The sequence below is a fragment of the Microcystis sp. M083S1 genome, assembly GCF_020246405.1.
In the GTDB taxonomy this organism is placed as follows: domain Bacteria; phylum Cyanobacteriota; class Cyanobacteriia; order Cyanobacteriales; family Microcystaceae; genus Microcystis; species Microcystis aeruginosa_C.
Map to the genome: position 1 here is coordinate 1 of NZ_JADBTB010000068.1, position 20,752 is coordinate 20,752.

Consider the following 20,752-nt stretch of genomic DNA (forward strand, 5'->3'; position numbering starts at 1 on the left):
ACTGTACGAATAGCTTCATCAATGGCAGAACATTGACTTGGTTTGACCACGGCTTTCATTTCTAAGACAATCATTGTTTATCGACCTCAAACAACTTATTTTAAGTTAACCTGTAGAGCATCGGATTGTCAAGATTTTAGTTGTGCTTCGCTGTTTTATATTGGTCGGGGTTTCATCCCGTTGCGCTCAAGCAAGGGCTTCGGCCGTGAGCTCAGCCGAACGGTCTTCACCCCGACATTTGAGATAAAGAAAAAACCTCGGTTAATGTCCGAGGCTGCTGTTGTAGGAGAACTCAATGCAAAACAAAAGGAAGATACCAAAACCAAAGAGGTTTTTATCGGTAAATCACCCTTATTGTCCCATTGTAACCCCTGTTTAAGCGTATCGGGATGAAGTAGCACTTTTTAGGGCTAAATAACCTAAACCGAGACATAAAAGCGCATTTACGCCCAAAAATGCCTGAGCGATCGTACCAGAACCTAACCAGATCAGAGTAGGATGGATAACAGCACTGATACCTAAAGTCACCGCCATGGCTAAAGATACCCCCACTGCTAACCATTTTGCTTGGGGATGACTCAAAAGCAGAGCAATCAGGACAAAGGGCAGGATAACACTAGCAAAAAGCGGATTAAGGGCAGAACTTCCCTGAATAACGCCTCCTAGGTCGGAAAGAGAACTCCCCATCACTCGGAAAGGCCATTGGGGTAAATCGAAGATATAAAGACCTCTGAGGAAAAATAAGCCAGAACTGCCAAAAATTAGACCAGCATTCAAAAATCCGTTCCAGGAGAAGGGAAAATAACTTCTCAGCCACCAAGCAAGAAGATAAGAACCCAAAACCATAGCCATTTTGGGTAAAACTGCCACCGCACCGCCATCAATCCAGAAACGGGGATTGAGATAACCGTTATCGCGCAACCAACGCCAAAAATCCCGGAAAGTAATCTGTCCTTTCAGGGCCAATTGTAGGGCATTGCCCGCGTCTAATTGTCCGGCCCCAAAATGATTAAAGGGATCATCATTGATCTTACGGGCCGACTGTTGCAAAACCTCTAAAACTGCACTGGGTTCTTTAATTCCCGCAGCTTTGATTAAAGCTACCACCCCAGCAACGTGAGGGGCTGCCATGCTGGTTCCCTGAAAACCGAGGAACGCCGGTTCCCCTCCCTTAGCCGGATCGATGGTTTCTTGGATAATTTTACCCGTATCGGAGCCGCCTGGGGCAGCAATATCGATTCCGGCCCCGAAATTAGAATAGGGGGCTTTATTTCCGGAGGCATCTACCGCAGAAACGCCGATAACGTGCGGAAAACGGGCGGGATAGGCGGCGGAATTATCATCGGCATTACCGGCGGCGGCGACGATTACCACACCTTTACTATAGGCATATTCGATCGCCTCTTTCATTACTTGGGTTTCGCCTCCACCCCCTAAACTCATATTGATGACATCGGCTTTATTATCGACGGCAAAACGGATCGCTTCGGCAATATCTCCCACGGTTCCCCCACCCGTCCCGGAAAGCACCTTGAGGGGCATAATTTTGGCTTTGTAGGCGATGCCGGCCACCCCGTAGTTATTATTGGTCGATTGGGCAATTGTTCCCGCTACATGGGTTCCGTGACCGTTATCGTCCTCGGCATTGCCGCGATCGTTGACGAAGTCGTAGCCTTCGACAAACTCGGTTTCTCGCAGATCGGGAACTTTTGATACACCTGTATCAATAACGGCGACGGTGATCCCCTCACCGTGATTTTCTTCCCAAGCGCGTTCGATGTTAATTCCCCGCAGGTTCCACTGTTTGCTATAGTCGGGGTCATTGGGGGCGATAAAAGCATGATAAATATAATCGGCTTCGATCGATTCGGTGTATTTTTTTAGCTCGGAATTGCGGAGAGTTTTCAGGAGTTTGCTATCTCCTGCCACGGTGTAAAGATGTTCATCGATGGAAAAAATACTATTTAAACTGGTGGTTTTTCCCGCTTTTTTGTTGATAGCATTTAACTGCTCATCGAGTACGCTGACGGGTATATCGTCTTTAAAGTCGATCAAAATTGATTGATATTCGCCCCGATTTGCTAATCCGGTAAAGTTAAAAATAGCAAATCCTAGACCGATAATAAATAGGGTTAACAATAAAAGTTTTTTCATAGATTTCCTAAGAATTTATCATTACAAGCTAAGGTTTTTGTAGTTTTGATGAGAAAAGCTTATCGAAGTTCCCCTATTTTTGTCTCGGTTAAAGATAGAACTAACCGGTCACAAAAAAGTCACCTGTTGTTTATTTTAAGCTCGATCGCCGATCACTGTTAATTCCCGACTGGCAAAAATAGCTTCGTAGTGGCGATAATGTTTAAATTCCAGGAGATTATAGAAAGGATCCTCCAGGAAAAAGGTTTTATGTTCGGTTATCTCCCCATTAAAGCGAGTTTTTGGTTCTAGATAAAATTTTAGCTGATTGACTCGTGCTTTTTCGAGAAGATTGTCCCAATCGCTGGCATCCGGCAGAATTAGACCAAAATGGCGAGGATAAATGCTATTTTGGGGAGTAAGAGGCATTTCGGTGACGTGAGCGACTACCTGATGACCGTAGAAATTTAAGATTATCGCTTTCTCGGTTTCCCTTCCTGCTAAACAACCTAAACCATCACAGTAGAAGCTTTTAGCGGTGGACACATTGGTAATCGGAATAGCGAGATGAAAAATTGCAGGTTGATTCATGGCGATCGATTTTATCCGCGCTCTACTAGGTTCTATTGTAGCGATCGAGGGGCAACTGTTACAGGAATTTTTTAAAAAATTGGCAATTACCTAAAGTTTGCAGAATAAATCTAAAAACCTTGTTGGATAATATCTTTAGGCTTTTTTGACATCAAAAAGTGCCGACTCTTAGAGTAATCGCAGGGAAATTTTAGGCACTTTTTCCCTGAAAATCGATAAAACCCCACACCCTACACCCCACACCCCACACCCCACCTAAAGACTTTGTGCGATTCTAAAACCAGCGTGTTGATAAAAATTCCGGCGAAACCAATTGCGATAGTAGGGTAGGATTTCTGTGCCGTTAGTCACCCAAGCTCCTCCTAACATCATTTTATGTTGACTATTAAAAAAAGGAGTGGAATTGTCAGCATAGAGGTAATGGGGTTGAAAGTCAGTTAAGGGATTAAAATCATCTTCTAGCCATTCCCAGACGTTACCGCGTAAATCATAAATTTCTGAGTTATTGCCCGTATTTTTTAACATTCCTACGGGAGTGGGAGAACAGAATTTTAAATTGAGGTTATAGTCATCAAAGTTATCGTTTTCTAGGCTATAACATCGATTTTTTTGATTGCCATAGGTGACTAAATTCCACTCAGCTTCCGTCATTAAACGTATTCCTTGACCTTGAAAACGACAGTAAGCGATCGCTTCATAATAGTTCACTTCTACCGGCCAATCCAGAGGTAAATCGAGAACATCAAACATGGCTCGATATTGATAATTTCCTCCCTCATCTACCAGCCAAAATTTAGGATATTTGACTCGATAATGATTTTTCCATTGCCAAGCTTCCTCATCCCAATAACTGGGATTTTCGTAGCCACCATTATGGACAAATTCTTTAAATTCTCCGTTGGTAATCATATATTTACTCACCAGAAAATTGTTAACTTGAATTTGACGATAACCATACTCGTTGTCCCAACCATAAACAGGAGAATCCTGGGGTTTACCAATTTCTACTATTCCCCCAGAAACCTCCACCATTTGATTAGGACTAGCTTGACCAAAAGAAGGGGCATAATGCCAACCTGGAGGACGTTGCAGACAATCTAAGGGCAGTTGTCTGAGTAACATTGAAGATGTTTCAAAGTGAACACGCTGATGCTCAATTCCCATCATTAATGACCAGAGAGAATGCTGCGGATGAATAGGAAGATTAAGGGGGATATTTTTAATTATTTCGACCACAATTTCATAGACTTGTTGCCGATATTCCCACACTTTAGCCACCCCGGGCCACTGAATATGAGCGATAGCGGAGTTTAATTCTTCAGAAGTTGCCGGATCTACTCCCACTCCAAACAATAATTCATAGTCAGGATTAGGGCTTTTTTTTAATAGGTTAACCAGCTGCAATTTATTTAGATAAAAAGCGGCAGCATGACCTAAATAAAAGATGAGGGGATTTCTTAAATCATCAGGGTTACAATAAAAAGCTTCTTCTTTGATGATGCTTTTTAACAGCATATCTTCTAATTGCCAAGCATTTTCAAAATAGTCTAGTAGATTTTCTCGACTACAGTTGTTTAGAGAGATAGGAGCCTGTGCTTGAATCTTTTCCATGTTTTTATTCTTCTATTACTAATGATAATGTTTTCGTTATCTATAGGGATAACTGACAGAGAATTAAACCGAATAAATTTTCAGGATCGGTGAAAACCTTAAGCGTTTTTAATCCCTTTGATTCTAGGTCTTTTTGCATAGTTTCTAGGTTGAATTTACGCGAAATTTCTGTTAAAATACTTTCCGACGCTTGAAAATTAACCGTTAAATCGAGTTTTTTCAGATGAACAGGATGAGTTTTGTGACAAATTAAATACATTTCAATTTGAGATTTATCTTGATTATAGATAGCTTGATGACTAAATAAATCAAGGTTAAAATCAGCTTGAAAACGCCAATTTAAATGGGAAAGCATATTTAAATTAAAAGCGGCCGTCACCCCTTGAGCATCATTATAAGCTGCTTCTAAAATTGCCACAGGTTTTTGCAGATCAATCCCTAATAAAAAATAATCTCCAGCTTTTAGGACAGTGGCAATTTTTTCTAAGAATTTATCACATTCAGCCGCAGAAAAATTACCGATCGAACTTCCCAAGAAAAAAATCATTCTGGTATTATCGGAAGCATTTTGATAATAGGCTAAGGCCTGTTCATAGGTTCCAATTAACCCCTGAATAGGTAAATTAGGATATTCTTTTTGTAATTCTATGGCACTAGCTTGGAGAATAGTTTCACTAACATCAATAGGTACATATTTAGAGGATTTTTGCTGTTGATAATAAGCATCCAATAACAGACGAGTTTTAGTGGAACTACCACTACCTAATTCTATCAATTCGCAGGGACCTGTATAGGCGACAATTTCTTGAGCATATTCTTGGAGAATAGCCGCTTCTGTCCTAGTGGGATAGTATTCTGGCAATTGACAGATTTCTTCAAAAAGTTGCGAACCTTGCCGATCATAAAAATATTTAGATGGTAAACTTTTGGGGGTTTTAGTTAATCCTTCAATCACATCTTTGCCATCATCTCTAACTATATTTTGTCCCGTAGCAGCGGTGGCTAAATACTCAATTTGTAACAGTTCTTGGTTAGATTGTTTAAGTTGCATAGATTCTCCAGATTATTCTCCAGTTTTTTGATTGTTCTCGATCGATACCGAGGATGAAATCCACTTTGACAGCTTGAATGCTGGCAGAGATTATCATTCCCTAGTAATCTTACCACTAAAATGCCGCAAAATTTACCTCTTGTCTATCTAGACAAGGTTTATGGATGGTAAATAAAAGCTGTTAAATTGATCGCCAGTAAGCTGATGTTATTCAAGTAAAATTACCAGTTCAATTAATCAGTAAAGACTGCATTTCCTCTAAGGTAAGATTTTCTTGAATATAGCGAGGATTAAGGGGATGATAGGGACTAGCAAGACGATCTATCTTAATAATTGTAGCCGTTTCAGGAATGATCGGAATATCGGGATCATAGGGGGTGCTGCGAGTAAGGGAACTAGAAAAACCCTTAAAAATAGAGATTTCTTCCTCCTCCCCATCCACAGCAATAGTCACTAATAAAACCTCGTGGGGATTTTTGAGGGTGTATTGTTCGAGTTGTTGACCAATATTCATAGAAAAATGGCTAATTATCGATAGCTAAAAACTTACTGTTGTAAAGCTGAACGTCCCTGTTTGCCAAGGCGAATAAGAAGAAAATGGGCAAAATAGAGAGTATAAAAAGAGAGACCAACTAAACCAAAAAAGCCCAAAACATTAGCAGTAGCTTCTGAATGAAAAATCTCGCGAAACTGCCAGGGTGCTTCCTGCCAAACCTGACAATAGGGAGAATTTAGCAATTCCCCTGACATAGCACAGGAAAGAAAAGGTAAGGTAGAAATCGCGCCCAAAGGAGAATAGATAGTCACTGCCCAACGCCAAGCAGTGGTGACAAATTTAATCGGACTAGCGGGTAAATCTTTAATTTCATCGTTAATATCCACCCAAAACCAGAGAGAAATCGGGATTAAAATCTTAGCTAAAAAACTGGTAACAAAACCAATTGGCCAGGAAGCGATCATTAAATATACGGTAATTAATAAAAGACTAGCCACTCGCCAATAGATAATCAACAATTTTTGTAATGATTCGATTTTTGCAAATAAAGACCAAATTAACAAAATTGCCGGAATAATCACCGTAAATAGGACGGCTAAACGATAATCTATCCAAACGAGAGGACGAAACCAAAGTTGATTCATAAACTATTCAGACATAATTACACTGTCACCATTTTACTGTCTTCCGGTGCGGGAGCCAAAATCGGCCACAGCTTGACCAACAAACAAAAAAACGAGGGGCGATCTCAGCTATAAAGAGATCGCCCTAAAGCTAGGATTCTAATGTGAGGAGAGAAAAAACCGCTGCCCGACTCCATTAATCGTCATAAACGCGACACTCGGCGGCATCGGGATTATCATCACAATACTTTTGGAAGTAGGTTTTTTGGGGGTGGTCTTGACGTTGGTGAGCTGCTTCTGCTTGTAATTCTTCCACCGCATCCCAAGCGGCGGCGCATTCGCCAGAGGTGGCACCTTCCGTACTACAGACGGTTCTGGCGTTTTCTAGCTCTTCTTGAATTTTATCTTGGATATTGCTCATGATTCCTCTGGAATTGATCTATTGACACTCTAACAATTATACAGTCACCTTCTCAAACCACAGGATCGGTTATCCCACTCGATCGCCTTTCCTGTGCTATTGAGCCGATCCTAGCGCAATTGTTGGGGAATTTAAGATCAAGATTTCCTGACCGGGCCAATTTTTAGCCCAGATTCCGCACTGGAGAAATCCCTCTGGCATTTCTCCCCGGGATAGACAGCGAGCAGAAGCATATATCGACTTATTTAGGCCGTCTTACCAGTCTCGATGCTCCCTTAGACAGGGTGGCGCAGATCGAATAAGTTATTCTAGGGACTAGGGGAAAAAGACTGTTTTGCCGGCAATAGTCAGCATTCCTGTCACCAAAATGCCGACAATGCTAAGGAATCCAATGGTGGTAATGTTGACTCGTGCGTTGAGATCGTCAACCCGCTTTTCTAGTCGCGTAACTTTGGCATCTAAGGCCTTAATATCCCCTTTAATTTCTCCACTCTATCAATATTTTCTCGGTCGAGCATTTCTACTCTAGAATAAAAGATATTGCAATCCCTGTTAGGTAATTTCTCAGAAACTTGAGGTATATTAAGTGTGACATAATCACAGTTTCGCATTTAACCTTCATAACCTAGAATATGAATATCATTGACGCTTTAAATCTCAAAAAACCCCAAGATTACCCCTCTAGAGAAGCTTATCAGCAAGACGTTGTCAAAGCGGTACAGGTCTTAATGCGTTTAGGTATTATGGACAATCCCTCGGCCGATTTAACCGCTTCCCTAGACTCTATCCTTGAGAAATTACAAGAGGATGAACTGGCTATCTACGGTAGAAAACGCAATAAACAGGAAATTATCGCCGATTTAAAGCAAGTTAATAGTGAAATTGTCGAACTCGATCGAGAAATAGCTGACTTAGAATGGCAAATTGCCCTCAAAAAAGCTGAAATATCTGTTAATGAAACATCTTAGGAGTTTTTATCTTGATTCTGGTTCGGTTTCTCCAAACTGAGCGTAATAATCATCAAGACGGTTTTCCAGAAGCATCCTTAAGAGTTTAATAATAATTAGGGCTACGATCGCTAAGGGGATATTACTGCCAAAGGTAATTCCGATCACCCCTTCCACTATATCTGCTGTCGTTCTCGTCGCTCTTCGATGATAAAAATGGCAAAATTTTGCCTTAAAAGTCGGTGATTCAGTAGCTGTCTCGGCAATTTCTGCCAGTCCTTTCAGTTTTTCTGGTGTATCGTAGGAAGTATATTCATTCTCCAGTTGTCTGCGCTGCTCTTCCAACTGACGACGACGCAGACGAGCAGACTCTAAACTGCGCTGAAAAGCTTCCAGTTCTTCTAAATCAGTCATTTTATCCTCTCTTTTTTCTTAAGTGAAAGAACTATATTAGAACTCTTGCAAATTTAAAACGAAACATATTTATTATGCCAAAACTGCCTTAAATATGTAAATTCTGCACATAATGCACACTATAAATGTGTTAACATTGTGATGTGTATATATTGTACTTAAGTAGCTGGTTATAATTAAATTAAGAATGGATTTTAGGTTCGATCCCCCCTGCCCCCCTTGATAAGGTAGGGTTGATTCATGAATCAACCCTACCCTTGATAACGGGGGTGTCTGATGATTTTTAACGCCTACCTACTTATTATGTATATACATAAGGAACGCTTGTTACCCAGTTTTAAGAATTGCCTAGGGGACAATTGATACTTATAAATCAGCAACGCCGAGAATTGAACCTATAATGGAGAGAAGTATTCTCCAGAGTCAAGAATATGTCACTCAGTCAACTGTTGCCCACAGTTAATCAGTTATCTCACCAAGATAAGCTTCGACTCATTCACTTTCTGCTCCTAGCAGTCGCCAAAGAAGAGGGATGCAGCCCAGAACCAACTAGAGAACCTGATTGAGAAAATGTACTGCAAATTCTTATGCTTAGTTTTTGTCAGTTTAATGGGCGGAGTCGGACTCGAACCGACATGAGGGGCTACCTCGCCACATTTTGAGTGTGGTGCGTCTACCAATTTCGCCATTCGCCCTTGGCATTAGTTTTATCATTATAACCTATTTTTGGCCCCTTTAACAAATTTTGATAATCGGGGGAACTGGCCCAACGATCGATTTCTCGCGCACGCAGGACGGGGAGGGGATGGGTTAACTGTTGGGTTTGCAAACCCTTTAACATTTCCCCCATTTCCGAGGCGCTGACGGCATCGTAGGACTTGGCCTGATCGATAAAAGCCTCTAAATTTAATAAAGGTGCGAGACTGGGGGAACCTCCGGCTAACTTCATTAACACCGACATGACGATTTTTGGGTCTTGAACTGCCAATAAAGCCGCTCGATCGCAACTAAACTCGGCGCAGCGCACCCAGGCTAACATTCTCTCCTGTAGGGATCGTGCTAACATTGTCCCCCAATTGGGCAGTAATCCCGCCGCTAGGACCATAATATTGGCTAAAGTCAGATAAACGCCGTGTTCACATTTGAGATGACCTAATTCGTGGGCCATTACCGCTTGAATTTCTGCGGGAGTCAGCATTTCAATTAGGGAAGTGTGCATCACCATAAACGGTTTTTTGCCGCGCATGGCGAAGGTATAGGCGTTAGGAACGGGGTTTTGTTGAATGTATAATTGAGGTGGTTCTAAGTCGAGAACTCGGCAAGCTTCTAGGAGGAGATTATGCAGGTCGGGTAATTGTTTTTCTCCCACCAAAACACTAGCAGCAATATTATTTAAGTAAAAGAATTCCTCAGCGACGGAACCTAACAAACTTCTCACGGCTATATCTAACCCAGGCAATTGTTTAAGGGAATTAGTGGCCTCTAGGTCGATGGGATGCCGAAAATCATTGGCTTTTAAGCCGAGTAATAACTGTTTTGATAATTCCATATTCTTATTCATTTAACCAAACTTTAACGCGTTCTAAACTTTTCCAATCGGGTTTTCTAGCTAAACCATCGGCGATATTTTCATCCACTTCTTGGCGAACTTCTTTGTTTAAACTAACTAATTGTTGCACCAGTTCGATATGTTCCCTAACTCCGGCGGTTTTGGTTTCTAACATAGCCAAAACCAAATTGATCCGGTTTTGGGGGGAAACTTTATCGAGTTTAACGGCTTTTTGGGCGGCTTTTAGGGCTAATTCTGGTTTATCGGTGAGCATATATAACCAAGCTAAACAGGACCAAACGGCGGCATTTTTCGGAGTGCGATCGCTTAATTCTTTAAATTCGGGCAATAAACTGGCGGCGCTTTCTCCCTGTTGGTAGCGTTCTAAACCTTGTTCGAGGGTAAAATTGGCGGTTTCTGTCATTTTCAGTTGCGGGGTTAATCAAGGAGCAAATTTAACGGTTATCGCTGTATTACACGGGGTTAATACAATTCACCTTCATCTAGTATTCTAGCAAAATTTGTCCCCTTGTCAGTAAAATTTTAAAAGACGATGCCCCGTTCTCGCCAGATCATCAATAGGCCACTCATCGAAACGAATAACATCACTGCTTGTTTAAATTGCTGGGGACTCATTTTTTCTAAAACTTTTTGTCCTAACCAATTACCTGGCCAGGCCGCTAATCCTAATAATAAACCGTAACCGATAAAAGGCAGATGTAAAACTCCAAAAGCTGCGTAGGCGATTAATTTGGCCACATGAACTACTACCATGTGAACGGATTTCGTTGCCACCATTGGTTCTTTAACTAGCCCATAGTTGATATAAAACAGGTTCATCATCGGGCCAGTACTACCGACTAATCCCGATAGGAAAGCGTAGATAAATCCCGAGGGCATAAAATACCAAGTTTTAATCTCAAAAAAAGGATTTTCTTCTTGGGGAAATAATTGTTTAAGCGAGGAGAAAACCAGAAAAATTCCCAAAACTAGCGGCAACCATTTGAGTTGTAAATGGGCAAAGACAAAAGCACCGAGGGTAGATCCCATAATTGCCCCGGGTAGATACCACACCGTCGAGGGCCAGTCAATGGCGCGCCAATACATTCCCATGCGTTGGACGTTACCGAGTAGCATCCCCGTGGTTAAAACCGGAGGAATGACGGCAGCATCGAGAAACCAACCTAAAACGGGGAGTAGAATCAGGGGACTGCCCCCACCAGCAAGGGTACTAAAAAACCAAGCTAGACTACCTGCCAACATCAAGGTAACAATGATCATCGAGTTGTAAAGTTAAGTTAAAAAGAGCTACTTAATCTATTATGATATCCTCTTTGGGGTCTTCATCGGTATAATGCCATTCCACATTGGGCATAGCCTCGAAAGCTTGCCGGACGTAATCCTCCCAGAGTTTCCGCATTTTGGCTAGGTAGGGATCTCCTAGGCGCAATTGTAACTTATGACGTAGGCTTAGGCTATTAGCTTCATACATACTCAAATAGATGGGCGGTCCGACGGAAATATTCGATTTCATGGTCGAATCGATGGAAAGTAAGGCACATTTGGCCATTTCCTCTAGGGGTGTATCATAGGTAATAGTGCGATCGAGAATCGGTTTACCGTATTTAGTTTCACCTATCTGTAAAAAGGGCGTTTCTTTGGTGGCTTGAATATGATTTCCCTGGGGATAAATCAGGAATAATTGCGGATCTTCTCCTTTAATTTGTCCCCCAAGAATAAACTTACATTTAAAATCAATATTATCTTTTTCTAGCCAAGTTCTTTCCCTAGCTTGTACTTGACGACTTTTATCACCGATATAGTGGGCGATATCGTAGAGATGAGTCAGAGAATGGAGATTTTTATCCTCTTGATTGTGCAGATCTCTTTTTAGTTCGTGAATCACTCCTTGGCTAATCGATAAATTCCCCGATGTACAAACCATAATTACTCTTTCTCCCGATACCGAAAAGTCAAATAATTTCCGATAGGCCGAGATATAATCGACTCCCGCATTCGTGCGAGAATCCGCCCCCATAACAATGCCAAAACGATTGATAATTCCTAAACAGTAAGTCATTTTAAATTATAAATTATGAATTATGAATTGGGAAGTGGGGAGATGAGAGTGCCAGAGTTGGGATAAAAAAGCTAAATTCTGACGACCAACAACTGATAACTGATAACTGAATTAAGCCATAACCATACCACCATCGACGTTAAAGACTTGACCAGTGATATAAATAGCGGCGGGATCGGCGGCTAAAAAACGCACCATTCCGGCAACTTCTTCCGGTTTTCCATAACGGGAGAGGGGGATATATTTGAGAATTTCATCTGCTTTGAGGTCATGAGTCATATCGGTTTCAATAAAGCCGGGGGCCACGGCATTAACAGTGATGCCTCGACTGGCAAATTCTTTGGCTAAAGTTTTCGTTAAACCGATAACACCGGCTTTAGCGGCGCTGTAATTAGATTGACCCGGATTACCCATCAAACCAGATACAGAAGTGATGTTAATTATGCGGCCGCTTTTCTGTTTTAACATCAATTTACCGACGGCGCGAGTGCAGAGAAAAACTCCGGTTAAATTGAGATCGATGACCGCTTGCCAGTCTTCTAATTTCATTCTTAACATTAGGGTATCCCGGGCAATACCGGCATTATTAACTAAGACATCAATATGACCGAATTTTTGCTTGGTACTGTCCACTAAATTATCCACTTCTTCGCTTTTAGCCACATCTGCTTGTAGAGCTATTGCCTTTCCCCCGGCCGCGGTAATTTCTTCGACAACGGCATCGGCAGCACTGCTAGATTTAGCATAGTTCACCACTACAGTAGCACCCTGGCTGGCTAATTCCAAGGCGATCGCTTTACCGATCCCTCGCGAGGCCCCGGTTACTATGGCTACTTTGTCTTGTAAATGCTGGCATTCTGCGGGTAATAGTTTCATAATTTTCTGCATTCCCCAAATAATCGTCAAATCTCAAGAGAAAACTTTGTACTGATAACTTTGCTCAAAACAATTCATTATCTCACAAGCGGGTTAATTTGACCGCAGCCATCCTCAAGTGCGATCGCTCTGTCCCCACTTTCCTCTATAGTATCAGGGAGAATTGGCTGCCACTAATTGATCGAGTTGTTGCTGCATCAAATAACAGACTTTCTCATAACATTCGCGTACATAACGGCGGTCCCGGGCCGCTTTTTTGCCGTAACGTTCAAAAATAATTGGGGGACAAACCCGCGTCTGTATCGGCACAGGTAAGGGAATATTCGGCAAGGGACCGATAGCTAGTCCCCAGGGTAAACCGAAATAGATGGGACAGGTCCCTGGGTCAATACCGAAAGGCCAAGGCATACCCTGTTTATGCAATTCTTTTAATTGAGGATAAATATCTTCGAGGACAAACAGGGTCGAGTGAGCGCCGTGGGAAATGGCGGGAATAATCGGCACTTCGTACTGTAAAGCTAGTTTAACAAAAGCTAGATTACCGGCAAAATGAATTTTATTTCTTAAACTGTGGGGACGGAAAACATCCGTAGCACCTCCTGGATAAATTAGTACACTAGCACCACTATTCAAAGCGGCGATCGCCATTTTCGGATGTGCATGAATGGCCCCCATTTGGGCCGCTAGACTAGCTTGGGGTGGAAAAACTCGCCAGACTCGCGAATCCATCAAACCATAGATTAAGCGATCGCTGCCAAAGCGCTGAAACCAATCATACATCATCATAAACATATCGGGAGCTGCTAAACCGCCGTTATGGGAGCCGATGAATAATACCTGTCCTGAGGGGGGAATATTTTCCCAACCATCGGTTTTAACGCGAAAATAATGGTGATAAAACCAATCCAGAAGGGGGACAAATTTTTCGATCACTTGCGGATCGCGATCCTCTAATGACCAACCGGTGAGGGTATCAACAGGGGCCTTGGCCGCTTGTAGGGATAATTCGGCAAAAGTGGCCGTAGATGAGACAAAAGAGCTAAAAATCTGCATTGATGGCCAGTGGATAATTTAATCGCATCTTATTATCGCAAATTTCGGTTAAAAAACCCGCCATTTTAGAACGGCTTTCCTCGATAATTTTATCATTTTTAATGTCTAATCTTCACAGTTGAACCAATTTTTATCTAATAATTGCTCTAAACTGTAAGGACATTCTGAGGGAAAATCGCCAGAAAAACCTGTTTTTTGTTGAACATAATCGAAAGCATCCTGATAGATTATCGGTAATTCCTCAGCTAAATAATTCTGTAAATTCGTCGTTAAATATTTTCTTAATTGCGTGCGAAAACTGATAATTTCCGCTCGCCAATGATTCCGATTTATTTCTGCTTCTGTTGTCCAATATTGTAAAAGTAATAAATGCCTGATCACTTGTTCAAGTAAGCTACTGACTCGGTTTTTATCTCTTTTACTCAAGCTTTCTAATTCCTCAATTAAATGGATTACATCTAATTCATCTAAGCGATTTTCCTTGAGGAGTTTTATTATTTCCTCTAACCAAAGATGTTGATCAATTTCGTAAAGTAGGGGTAGGGTTTCTCCTCCCTCTACTTGCCAGGGATTCTGATTTAAAGTTTTCATTGGGTTGTTGGCGGTTTTTAATAGGAAATAAGCACTCTCATATATATATTAGGCCACTTTCTCCTAATTTTGATAGTGACACGGGAAAAATCACCGTCCCGCCAATTCTCGTTCATAGTATCATTAGTGCATAGCCAATTTTGTAGGGTGCGTTAACGTAGTGTAACGCACGTCTTTACTGACTCAAGCTATTAAAATATGTCGGATGAATTAAAGATTGGGTTTAATTTATAACTCTACCCAATTCTCTAAACTTAATCCTTCAACCCTCAATAAATCACCGTCATTAGAAACAACAATTAAACTTTTAACTATAGCAGTAGCAGCAATTAAAATATCTTCTGTTTGTATGGGTAATCCTCTTAATCTAAGATGAGCATGAATTTCGGCTGCTTTTTATAAAATAGCTAAATCATCTAATAAAATAATTTGATAATCCTGAGAAAGTTTGTTAAATCTTTCTCTTTGTTTAGGTGCAGCAACTGCCAACAATCCCCTCTTAATTTCAAAATAAGTAATGCAACTGATAAAAATACTTTTTCTTTGAGCTTTGACATCTTCAATTTTTTGATAAACTTTAAGATCACGCTGAATAATCAAAGAAACGATATTAGTATCTAACAAATAACTCATAATTACCTATTTACGCTTAATTGCTTCATCGAAAATAGCCATTTGTTCAGGAGTAAAATCGCCGCCAATTTTTGACAGGATTTCTGTGGACATAATAAAGCTACAATGCTCTTTCAATTCTGCCTCTGACATAGTGTTAAATTCCTCAAAAGGTAAATTTTTTTCAAATAATTCAACCAAATGTTTCACTATTTCTGAACAATTAAGTTCCTCTTTGAAGAAAGGACGGTCTTCCATTAAAATAGAAACAACTTGCTCAATTCTCTTAATCATCGATTTTTGTCTGACATCAGTTGATAACATATTTATGCCGCCAGTAAATTTTCAATAATATTTATCAACTGCCAATATATCAAGTTTCTCGTGGTTATGCAACATCGTGAGTTCGATCTCGAATAGATCCCCGTAACGGTGTCTTGGGTGGGATGTATCACCATTCTCATCCGATGGTGGTTTCTACCATGTCCAACCTCTTTGGGGTGAAGATGTCTTTATGGTTAAAAGACCCCAAGGGACGCACCTTGTCAGACGAGGACATATTACACTATCCTTATGATAGTAGTAACCTTAGCCGAAACCATGAAAACAATTAGTTTTAAAACCCATGTAGGAGAAGATGGAACATTACAAATATCTTTACCGCCTGAACTTAAAAACACAGATTTAGAAGTTACCTTAGTTTATCAGCCAATATCTCTAAAAGAACAAGAAGAAAAAACTACATTTAAGTAGGTAGGCGTTAAAAATTATCAGATCCCCCCGCCTATCGGCACCCCCCTTATCAAGGGGGGCAGGGGGGATCGAACCTCAAATCCATTTTTAATTTAATTATAACCAGCTACTTAGCCAATGGCAAGAAGGCTTTTTTGAAGAAGTAATTGGCGGTTGGGAAGGTGAATTATTAGTAAGAGAAAAACAGCCAGATTATGAGGAAAGAGCGATCGAGAATGATTAAGGACAAAAATCAGCAAACCTATAGAGACCCTAGTATTGTCGGTTATTATGCCCAATTAACCGCGCTACAGCCAGCAGAAAAGACAATTTTAACCCTGCTGCAAGAGCGTTTATCAACCATGAAAATGCTTGATTTAGGGGTAGGTGCGGGACGAACTACGAAGTATTTTGCCCCTCTTGTGGGAGAATATATCGGTGTTGATTATTCTGCGGAAATGATCGCCGCTTGTCGTCAAAAATTCCCCCATTTAGTCTGGCAAGTGGCCGATGCTAGAAATCTAGAACAATTTGCCGATAATTATTTTGATTTTATTCTCTTTAGTTTTAATGGCATTGATTATATTTCCCCTGCTGACCGTTTTCTAGTTTTAGAGGAAATTAGCCGCATCGGTAAAACTGGCGGTTATTTTTGTTTTTCTAGTCATAATCTTCAGGGAATTATCCCAGAATTCGATTGGAAAAAAAAGATTAGTTTCAATCCTTTTAGTAGCTATGTAAATTTAGTCCTCTGGGTGATTTTGCGTGCCTGTAATCCCTCTCTTAGCTACCAACAGTTATTGACTGCTGACTATGCAATTATTCGGGATGAACCCCATAATTTTCGTCTCCAAAATTATTACGCCACCCCCAAAGAACAATTAAGACAGTTAAGGTCTTACTTTCAAGAGATTAAAATTTATTCTTGGAAAACCGGTCAGGAAATTAAAAGCGAACAAGAGTTAAATACTAATCTTGATCATTGGCTTTATTATCTCTGTGTTCTTCCCTAATATTATCCCGCTTTTTTGGGGGATATTGAAGTAATGCTTGGGCAAGATAATGACCGGTGTAGGATTTTTCACATTTAGCCACGGTTTCCGGTGTTCCCACCGCGATTAATTCTCCTCCCTTGTCCCCTCCTTCCGGTCCCAAATCAATAATCCAATCGCTACAGCGAATCACGTCGAGATTATGTTCGATGACGATAATCGAATTACCTTTATCGACCAATCTTTGTAACACATCTAAGAGATGATGCACATCATAAAAAGATAAACCCGTAGTCGGTTCATCGATCAAATATAGAGTTTTTCCCGTGGCCCGTCGGGATAATTCGGCCGCTAATTTCACCCTTTGCGCTTCTCCACCGGATAAAGTGGGGGCGCTTTGACCGAGTTTACAGTATCCTAAACCCACATCCACGAGAGTTTGTAATCTGGTGGTGGCCCGGGGGACATTTTCAAAGACCTTTAATGCTTCCTCGATCGTCATATCTAAGACATCGGCGATCGAATAACCTTTATACTTAACCTGTAGGGTTTCCCGATTATAACGCGCCCCTTTACACACATCACACTGCACATAGACATCGGGGAGAAAATTCATCTCGATGACGTTTACCCCTTGGCCTAGGCAAGCTTCACAGCGTCCTCCCTTAACATTAAAAGAAAACTGCCCCGCTTTGTAACCCCTAGCTTTTGCTTCGATGGTTTCGGTGAAAATCTCGCGAATAATGTCAAAAACCCCCGTATAGGTGGCAGGATTTGACCGAGGAGTGCGTCCTATCGGTGATTGGTCGATGACAATTACCTTATCAACCGCGTCCAATCCTTCCACTTTATCTAACTCTTTGGGGAAGGGAGTTAAACGGGTTAAATGATGTTGTAAAGCTGGATATAATAACTCATTAATTAGGGTAGATTTGCCTGAACCAGATACCCCCGTAATCGAGACTAATTTTCCTAAAGGAATCGTTACATCAATATTTCTTAGGTTATTTTGATGGCAATTTTTTAAGACTAAAGCATTACCATTCCCTTCCCTTCTTTGGTGAGGAGTTTCAATAACTTTGCGTCCCGATAGGTAGGCCCCTGTTATCGATTTTTTGGACTTTAAAAGGGTTTTAAAACTGCCTTGACAGATGATTTCTCCGCCATGAATCCCCGCTTTCGGCCCGATATCGACCACATAATCGGCTGCCCGAATCGTTTCTTCATCGTGTTCGACGACGATTAAAGTATTACCTAAATCTCGCAATCTTTGCAGGGTTTCTAACAGTTTACTATTATCTCTTTGGTGTAATCCGATGCTAGGTTCATCGAGAACGTATAATACTCCCGTTAATCCCGAACCGATTTGAGTCGCTAATCGAATTCGTTGGGATTCTCCCCCGGATAAAGTCATCGCTGGTCGATCGAGGGTAAGATAATCTAATCCCACATCGATTAAAAATTGTAGTCTCGCTTTGATTTCTTTGAGGGCTAATTCCCCAATTAATGCCTGTCTTGGGGTTAAATGACAATCATTAATTCTCTGCAAACAATCCCGAATGGGAACTCCGGTAAAATCCGTGATCGTATATTGTCCTAAACGTACCGATAAAGCTTCCGGTTTTAATCTTTTTCCGTGACAAACTTCGCAGGTTTGGTTAACAATATATTTTTCTAGTCTTTGTTTAATAACTTCCGAAGTGGTTTCTTGATAATTCCTATCTAAGATATTGATAACTCCGGCAAATTCTCGATAGTAACCGCGACCAGTATCGTAACGGTAATCATCTTCAAAATAGATCGGTTCTTTACTCCCATAGAGAATGATATCTTGCTGGGTTTTTGTTAGTTTATGCCAAGGAGTTTGGATTTCAAAACCTAAAGCTTGCCCTAAACCGTAGAGGAGAGAAAGATAGTAGGAATTATCCTTATCTGACCAGGGGGCAATAGCAGAATATACTGGTTGTTTCGGGTCTGGAATGACTAAATCTGCCGAAAATTTCCGTAAACTGCCCAATCCGTGACAGTTGGGACAAGCACCATAGGGAGAATTAAAAGAGAATAAACGGGGGGATAATTCTTCCATAACTGCCCCGTGTTCGGGACAGGCAAATTTCTCGGAAAAGACAATTTCTTTGGTAACTTCGGGATTATCTTCGTTATTCTCATCGAGAATTTCCACTATCGCTACACCGTCGGAATGCTTTAAACAAGTGGTTAAAGAATCCACTAATCTTTCCTGTAAACCCTCTTTTTTGATCAGGCGATCGATAACAATTTCAATATCATGAAGATGTTTTTTATCTAACTCGATGCCCTCGGATAATTCTACTACCTTGCCGTCAATCCGCACCCGGGCAAAGCCTTGGGAGGCCAAACTAGAGATTAATTGCTTATGGGTCCCTTTTTTGCCGCGAATTACTGGAGCTAAGATTTGAAATCGGGTTTTCTCGGCTAATTCCATCACTCGATCGCACATTTGATCGATGGTTTGGGGGGCAATATTGCGATCGCAATGGGGACAATGGGGTTCACCGGCACGACCGAACAATAAACGCAAGTAATCGTAAATTTCCGTTACAGTTCCCACACTAGAGCGGGGATTGTGGGAAGTGGATTTTTGGTCGATGGAAATAGCCGGACTTAAACCCTCGATCGCATCCACATCGGGTTTATCTAATTGTCCTAAAAATTGACGTGCGTAGGCGCTGAGGGACTCCACATAGCGGCGCTGTCCCTCGGCAAAAATGGTGTCGAAAGCGAGGGAAGATTTGCCCGATCCCGAAACTCCGGTAAAAACAATCAACTGATTGCGGGGTAATTCGAGATCAACATTTTTGAGATTGTGTTGTCGTGCGCCACGGATACGGATTGAGTCAGTTTGAGCCATCGGACGGTGCCAAGTAGTCCTTAACAATCATAGCCTTGATGAATGAGTTTCAGCTAGTAAGTAAGTAGTTATTAAAAATTGTCAGATACCCCCCTTATCAAGGGGGGATTAAGGGGGGGGCAGGGGGGAGCGAAGGCAAAATCTATCTTCTATTTAATTAAAACCACTTATTTAGAAAACCAGTCTTCTATCATATCAGAAGATTCTCGGGGTTAAACCGCTCTTTCGAGAAACTCGCGCATATCCCGATCGGCCGCAGGACAAAAGCTATGACTCGCTTCTTCTTCTAAATGGGCTAAAACTGGGCAATTAATCCGATAATCTGGTTCTTTTGACCGTTCTAGCCGCAATTCGTACACTTGTTTTTCCAGTTGTTCGATGCGGTCCACCAAAGCGCGAATAGCCACCGCTTCCGAGTCGGGTAAATCACCGTGTTCTAGGGGTTCCACCCGCGTCCCGGCCCGATAGATTAAACGACCTGGTACACCAACAACGGTACAATCGGCAGGAATATCGCGCAGGACCACAGAACCAGCACCGACGCGAACGTTATTACCCAGATAAATATTACCTAAAACCTTGGCCCCAGCGCCGACGACCACATTTTCCCCTAGAGTCGGATGACGTTTACCGCTTTCTTTCCCCGTCCCTCCTAAAGTAACTCCTTGATAGATGAGGGCATAATCACCGACAATGGCCGTTTCTCCGATGACCACTCCCATGCCATGGTCGATAAAAACACCCTGACCTATTTGGGCGCCGGGGTGAATTTCGATACCAGTCAGAAAACGGGCAAGATGGGAAATTAAACGGGGAATAAAGGGAATCCCGATCTGATATAGCCAATGGGCGAAGCGATGGCACAGTAAAGCTTGTAATCCGGGATAACAAAACAGTACCTCTAACCAGTTGCGGGCAGCGGGGTCACGTTCAAAAATGATCTTGAAATCGGCTAGGAGAGTAGATAACACGAGTCTTGATTCCATATTGATCGAGCTTATACTAATCCATGTTATCACTCCGGTAAATGAGCCGTTCAACTAAAAATCGAGCGAGTAACCCGTTTTCCTAGTTCGCTTTTACTGTTCTC

20 protein-coding genes, 1 tRNA gene and 4 pseudogenes are annotated in these 20,752 nt (G+C 41.5%); 3 read left to right on the forward strand and 22 right to left on the reverse strand.

The features are described 5' to 3' along the window. From IM450_RS06475 to IM450_RS06515, 9 genes and pseudogenes are all read right to left on the reverse strand, one after another. Positions 1 to 74, reverse strand: a pseudogene (locus IM450_RS06475) (transposase); the annotation flags it as partial. 301 nt (positions 75 to 375) lie between these two features. Beyond that, positions 376 to 2,154, reverse strand: coding sequence for a S8 family peptidase (locus tag IM450_RS06480; RefSeq protein ID WP_287671165.1), 1,779 nt, complete (start codon positions 2,152 to 2,154; stop codon positions 376 to 378). 135 nt (positions 2,155 to 2,289) lie between these two features. Then, complete coding sequence (locus tag IM450_RS06485) at positions 2,290 to 2,724, reverse strand: VOC family protein (protein ID WP_004163601.1); 435 nt, start codon at positions 2,722 to 2,724, stop codon at positions 2,290 to 2,292. 255 nt (positions 2,725 to 2,979) lie between these two features. Then, on the reverse strand, positions 2,980 to 4,335 hold the full coding sequence (gene ovoA, locus IM450_RS06490; RefSeq protein WP_287671167.1) for a 5-histidylcysteine sulfoxide synthase: 1,356 nt from the start codon (positions 4,333 to 4,335) through the stop codon (positions 2,980 to 2,982). A 40-nt stretch (positions 4,336 to 4,375) separates the two neighbouring features. Continuing rightward, positions 4,376 to 5,386, reverse strand: coding sequence for an L-histidine N(alpha)-methyltransferase (egtD, locus tag IM450_RS06495; RefSeq protein ID WP_287671169.1), 1,011 nt, complete (start codon positions 5,384 to 5,386; stop codon positions 4,376 to 4,378). Positions 5,387 to 5,615: 229 nt separating this feature from the next. Continuing rightward, a complete protein-coding gene (locus tag IM450_RS06500) occupies positions 5,616 to 5,900 on the reverse strand; it encodes a DUF7734 family protein (RefSeq protein ID WP_004163598.1) in 285 nt (94 codons plus the stop codon). Positions 5,901 to 5,932: 32 nt separating this feature from the next. Then, the gene (locus tag IM450_RS06505) at positions 5,933 to 6,526 is read right to left on the reverse strand and encodes a DUF3177 family protein (RefSeq protein WP_002740183.1); all 594 of its coding nucleotides are present in this window, start codon (positions 6,524 to 6,526) and stop codon (positions 5,933 to 5,935) included. A 175-nt stretch (positions 6,527 to 6,701) separates the two neighbouring features. Next, positions 6,702 to 6,926, reverse strand: coding sequence for a Calvin cycle protein CP12 (locus IM450_RS06510; protein ID WP_046661993.1), 225 nt, complete (start codon positions 6,924 to 6,926; stop codon positions 6,702 to 6,704). A 315-nt stretch (positions 6,927 to 7,241) separates the two neighbouring features. Then, positions 7,242 to 7,412 (reverse strand): annotated as a pseudogene (locus IM450_RS06515) (DUF4164 domain-containing protein); the annotation flags it as partial. Between the two features lie 146 nt (positions 7,413 to 7,558). On the opposite strand from IM450_RS06515, the gene IM450_RS06520 reads away from it, so the two are divergent. After that, entirely contained in the window at positions 7,559 to 7,894 is a 336-nt protein-coding gene (locus IM450_RS06520; protein ID WP_287671172.1) for a hypothetical protein, read from the forward strand. A 6-nt stretch (positions 7,895 to 7,900) separates the two neighbouring features. Here the strand turns inward: IM450_RS06520 and IM450_RS06525 are convergent, their stop codons facing one another. The 11 genes and pseudogenes from IM450_RS06525 to IM450_RS06575 all read right to left on the reverse strand — a co-directional run bounded on the left by IM450_RS06525 (position 7,901) and on the right by IM450_RS06575 (position 15,372). Continuing rightward, complete coding sequence (locus tag IM450_RS06525) at positions 7,901 to 8,287, reverse strand: hypothetical protein (protein WP_287671174.1); 387 nt, start codon at positions 8,285 to 8,287, stop codon at positions 7,901 to 7,903. A 610-nt stretch (positions 8,288 to 8,897) separates the two neighbouring features. Beyond that, positions 8,898 to 8,982 (reverse strand) — tRNA-Leu (locus IM450_RS06530). Then, complete coding sequence (locus IM450_RS06535) at positions 8,961 to 9,848, reverse strand: M48 family metallopeptidase (RefSeq protein ID WP_287671176.1); 888 nt, start codon at positions 9,846 to 9,848, stop codon at positions 8,961 to 8,963. The genes IM450_RS06530 and IM450_RS06535 overlap by 22 nt, the downstream gene beginning before the upstream one ends. Continuing rightward, entirely contained in the window at positions 9,841 to 10,260 is a 420-nt protein-coding gene (locus tag IM450_RS06540; RefSeq protein WP_066030031.1) for a tetratricopeptide repeat protein, read from the reverse strand. The genes IM450_RS06535 and IM450_RS06540 overlap by 8 nt, the downstream gene beginning before the upstream one ends. Before the next feature lie 119 nt (positions 10,261 to 10,379). Continuing rightward, positions 10,380 to 11,117 carry a sulfite exporter TauE/SafE family protein gene (locus IM450_RS06545; RefSeq protein ID WP_004163591.1) on the reverse strand — a complete coding sequence of 246 codons (738 nt, stop codon included), beginning with the start codon at positions 11,115 to 11,117 and terminating at the stop codon, positions 10,380 to 10,382. A gap of 31 nt (positions 11,118 to 11,148) precedes the next feature. Further along, positions 11,149 to 11,916, reverse strand: coding sequence for a proteasome-type protease (locus tag IM450_RS06550; RefSeq protein ID WP_004163590.1), 768 nt, complete (start codon positions 11,914 to 11,916; stop codon positions 11,149 to 11,151). Positions 11,917 to 12,027: 111 nt separating this feature from the next. Further along, positions 12,028 to 12,804 carry a 3-oxoacyl-[acyl-carrier-protein] reductase gene (gene fabG / locus IM450_RS06555; RefSeq protein WP_002775997.1) on the reverse strand — a complete coding sequence of 259 codons (777 nt, stop codon included), beginning with the start codon at positions 12,802 to 12,804 and terminating at the stop codon, positions 12,028 to 12,030. A gap of 141 nt (positions 12,805 to 12,945) precedes the next feature. Beyond that, the gene (locus IM450_RS06560; RefSeq protein ID WP_287671179.1) at positions 12,946 to 13,845 is read right to left on the reverse strand and encodes a lysophospholipid acyltransferase family protein; all 900 of its coding nucleotides are present in this window, start codon (positions 13,843 to 13,845) and stop codon (positions 12,946 to 12,948) included. A gap of 105 nt (positions 13,846 to 13,950) precedes the next feature. Continuing rightward, positions 13,951 to 14,436 (reverse strand): DUF29 domain-containing protein, encoded by a 486-nt coding sequence (locus IM450_RS06565; protein ID WP_287671181.1) that lies wholly within the window; start codon positions 14,434 to 14,436, stop codon positions 13,951 to 13,953. Positions 14,437 to 14,664: 228 nt separating this feature from the next. Further along, a pseudogene (locus tag IM450_RS06570) lies at positions 14,665 to 15,069 on the reverse strand (type II toxin-antitoxin system VapC family toxin). 6 nt (positions 15,070 to 15,075) lie between these two features. Then, complete coding sequence (locus tag IM450_RS06575) at positions 15,076 to 15,372, reverse strand: hypothetical protein (RefSeq protein WP_002804618.1); 297 nt, start codon at positions 15,370 to 15,372, stop codon at positions 15,076 to 15,078. Positions 15,373 to 15,621: 249 nt separating this feature from the next. On the opposite strand from IM450_RS06575, the pseudogene IM450_RS22680 reads away from it, so the two are divergent. Continuing rightward, positions 15,622 to 16,024, forward strand: a pseudogene (locus IM450_RS22680) (hypothetical protein). Continuing rightward, positions 16,017 to 16,793: a class I SAM-dependent methyltransferase gene (locus IM450_RS06585; RefSeq protein WP_108935313.1), complete on the forward strand. Its 777-nt coding sequence runs from the start codon at positions 16,017 to 16,019 to the stop codon at positions 16,791 to 16,793. The pseudogene IM450_RS22680 and the gene IM450_RS06585 overlap by 8 nt, the downstream one beginning before the upstream one ends. Here the strand turns inward: IM450_RS06585 and uvrA are convergent. Next, on the reverse strand, positions 16,750 to 19,662 hold the full coding sequence (uvrA, locus tag IM450_RS06590) for an excinuclease ABC subunit UvrA (RefSeq protein ID WP_002800357.1): 2,913 nt from the start codon (positions 19,660 to 19,662) through the stop codon (positions 16,750 to 16,752). The two genes, IM450_RS06585 and uvrA, sit on opposite strands and share 44 nt — an antisense overlap. 212 nt (positions 19,663 to 19,874) lie before the next feature. Beyond that, positions 19,875 to 20,648 (reverse strand): serine O-acetyltransferase, encoded by a 774-nt coding sequence (gene cysE, locus IM450_RS06595; protein ID WP_002800356.1) that lies wholly within the window; start codon positions 20,646 to 20,648, stop codon positions 19,875 to 19,877. Positions 20,649 to 20,752: the final 104 nt, after the last annotated feature.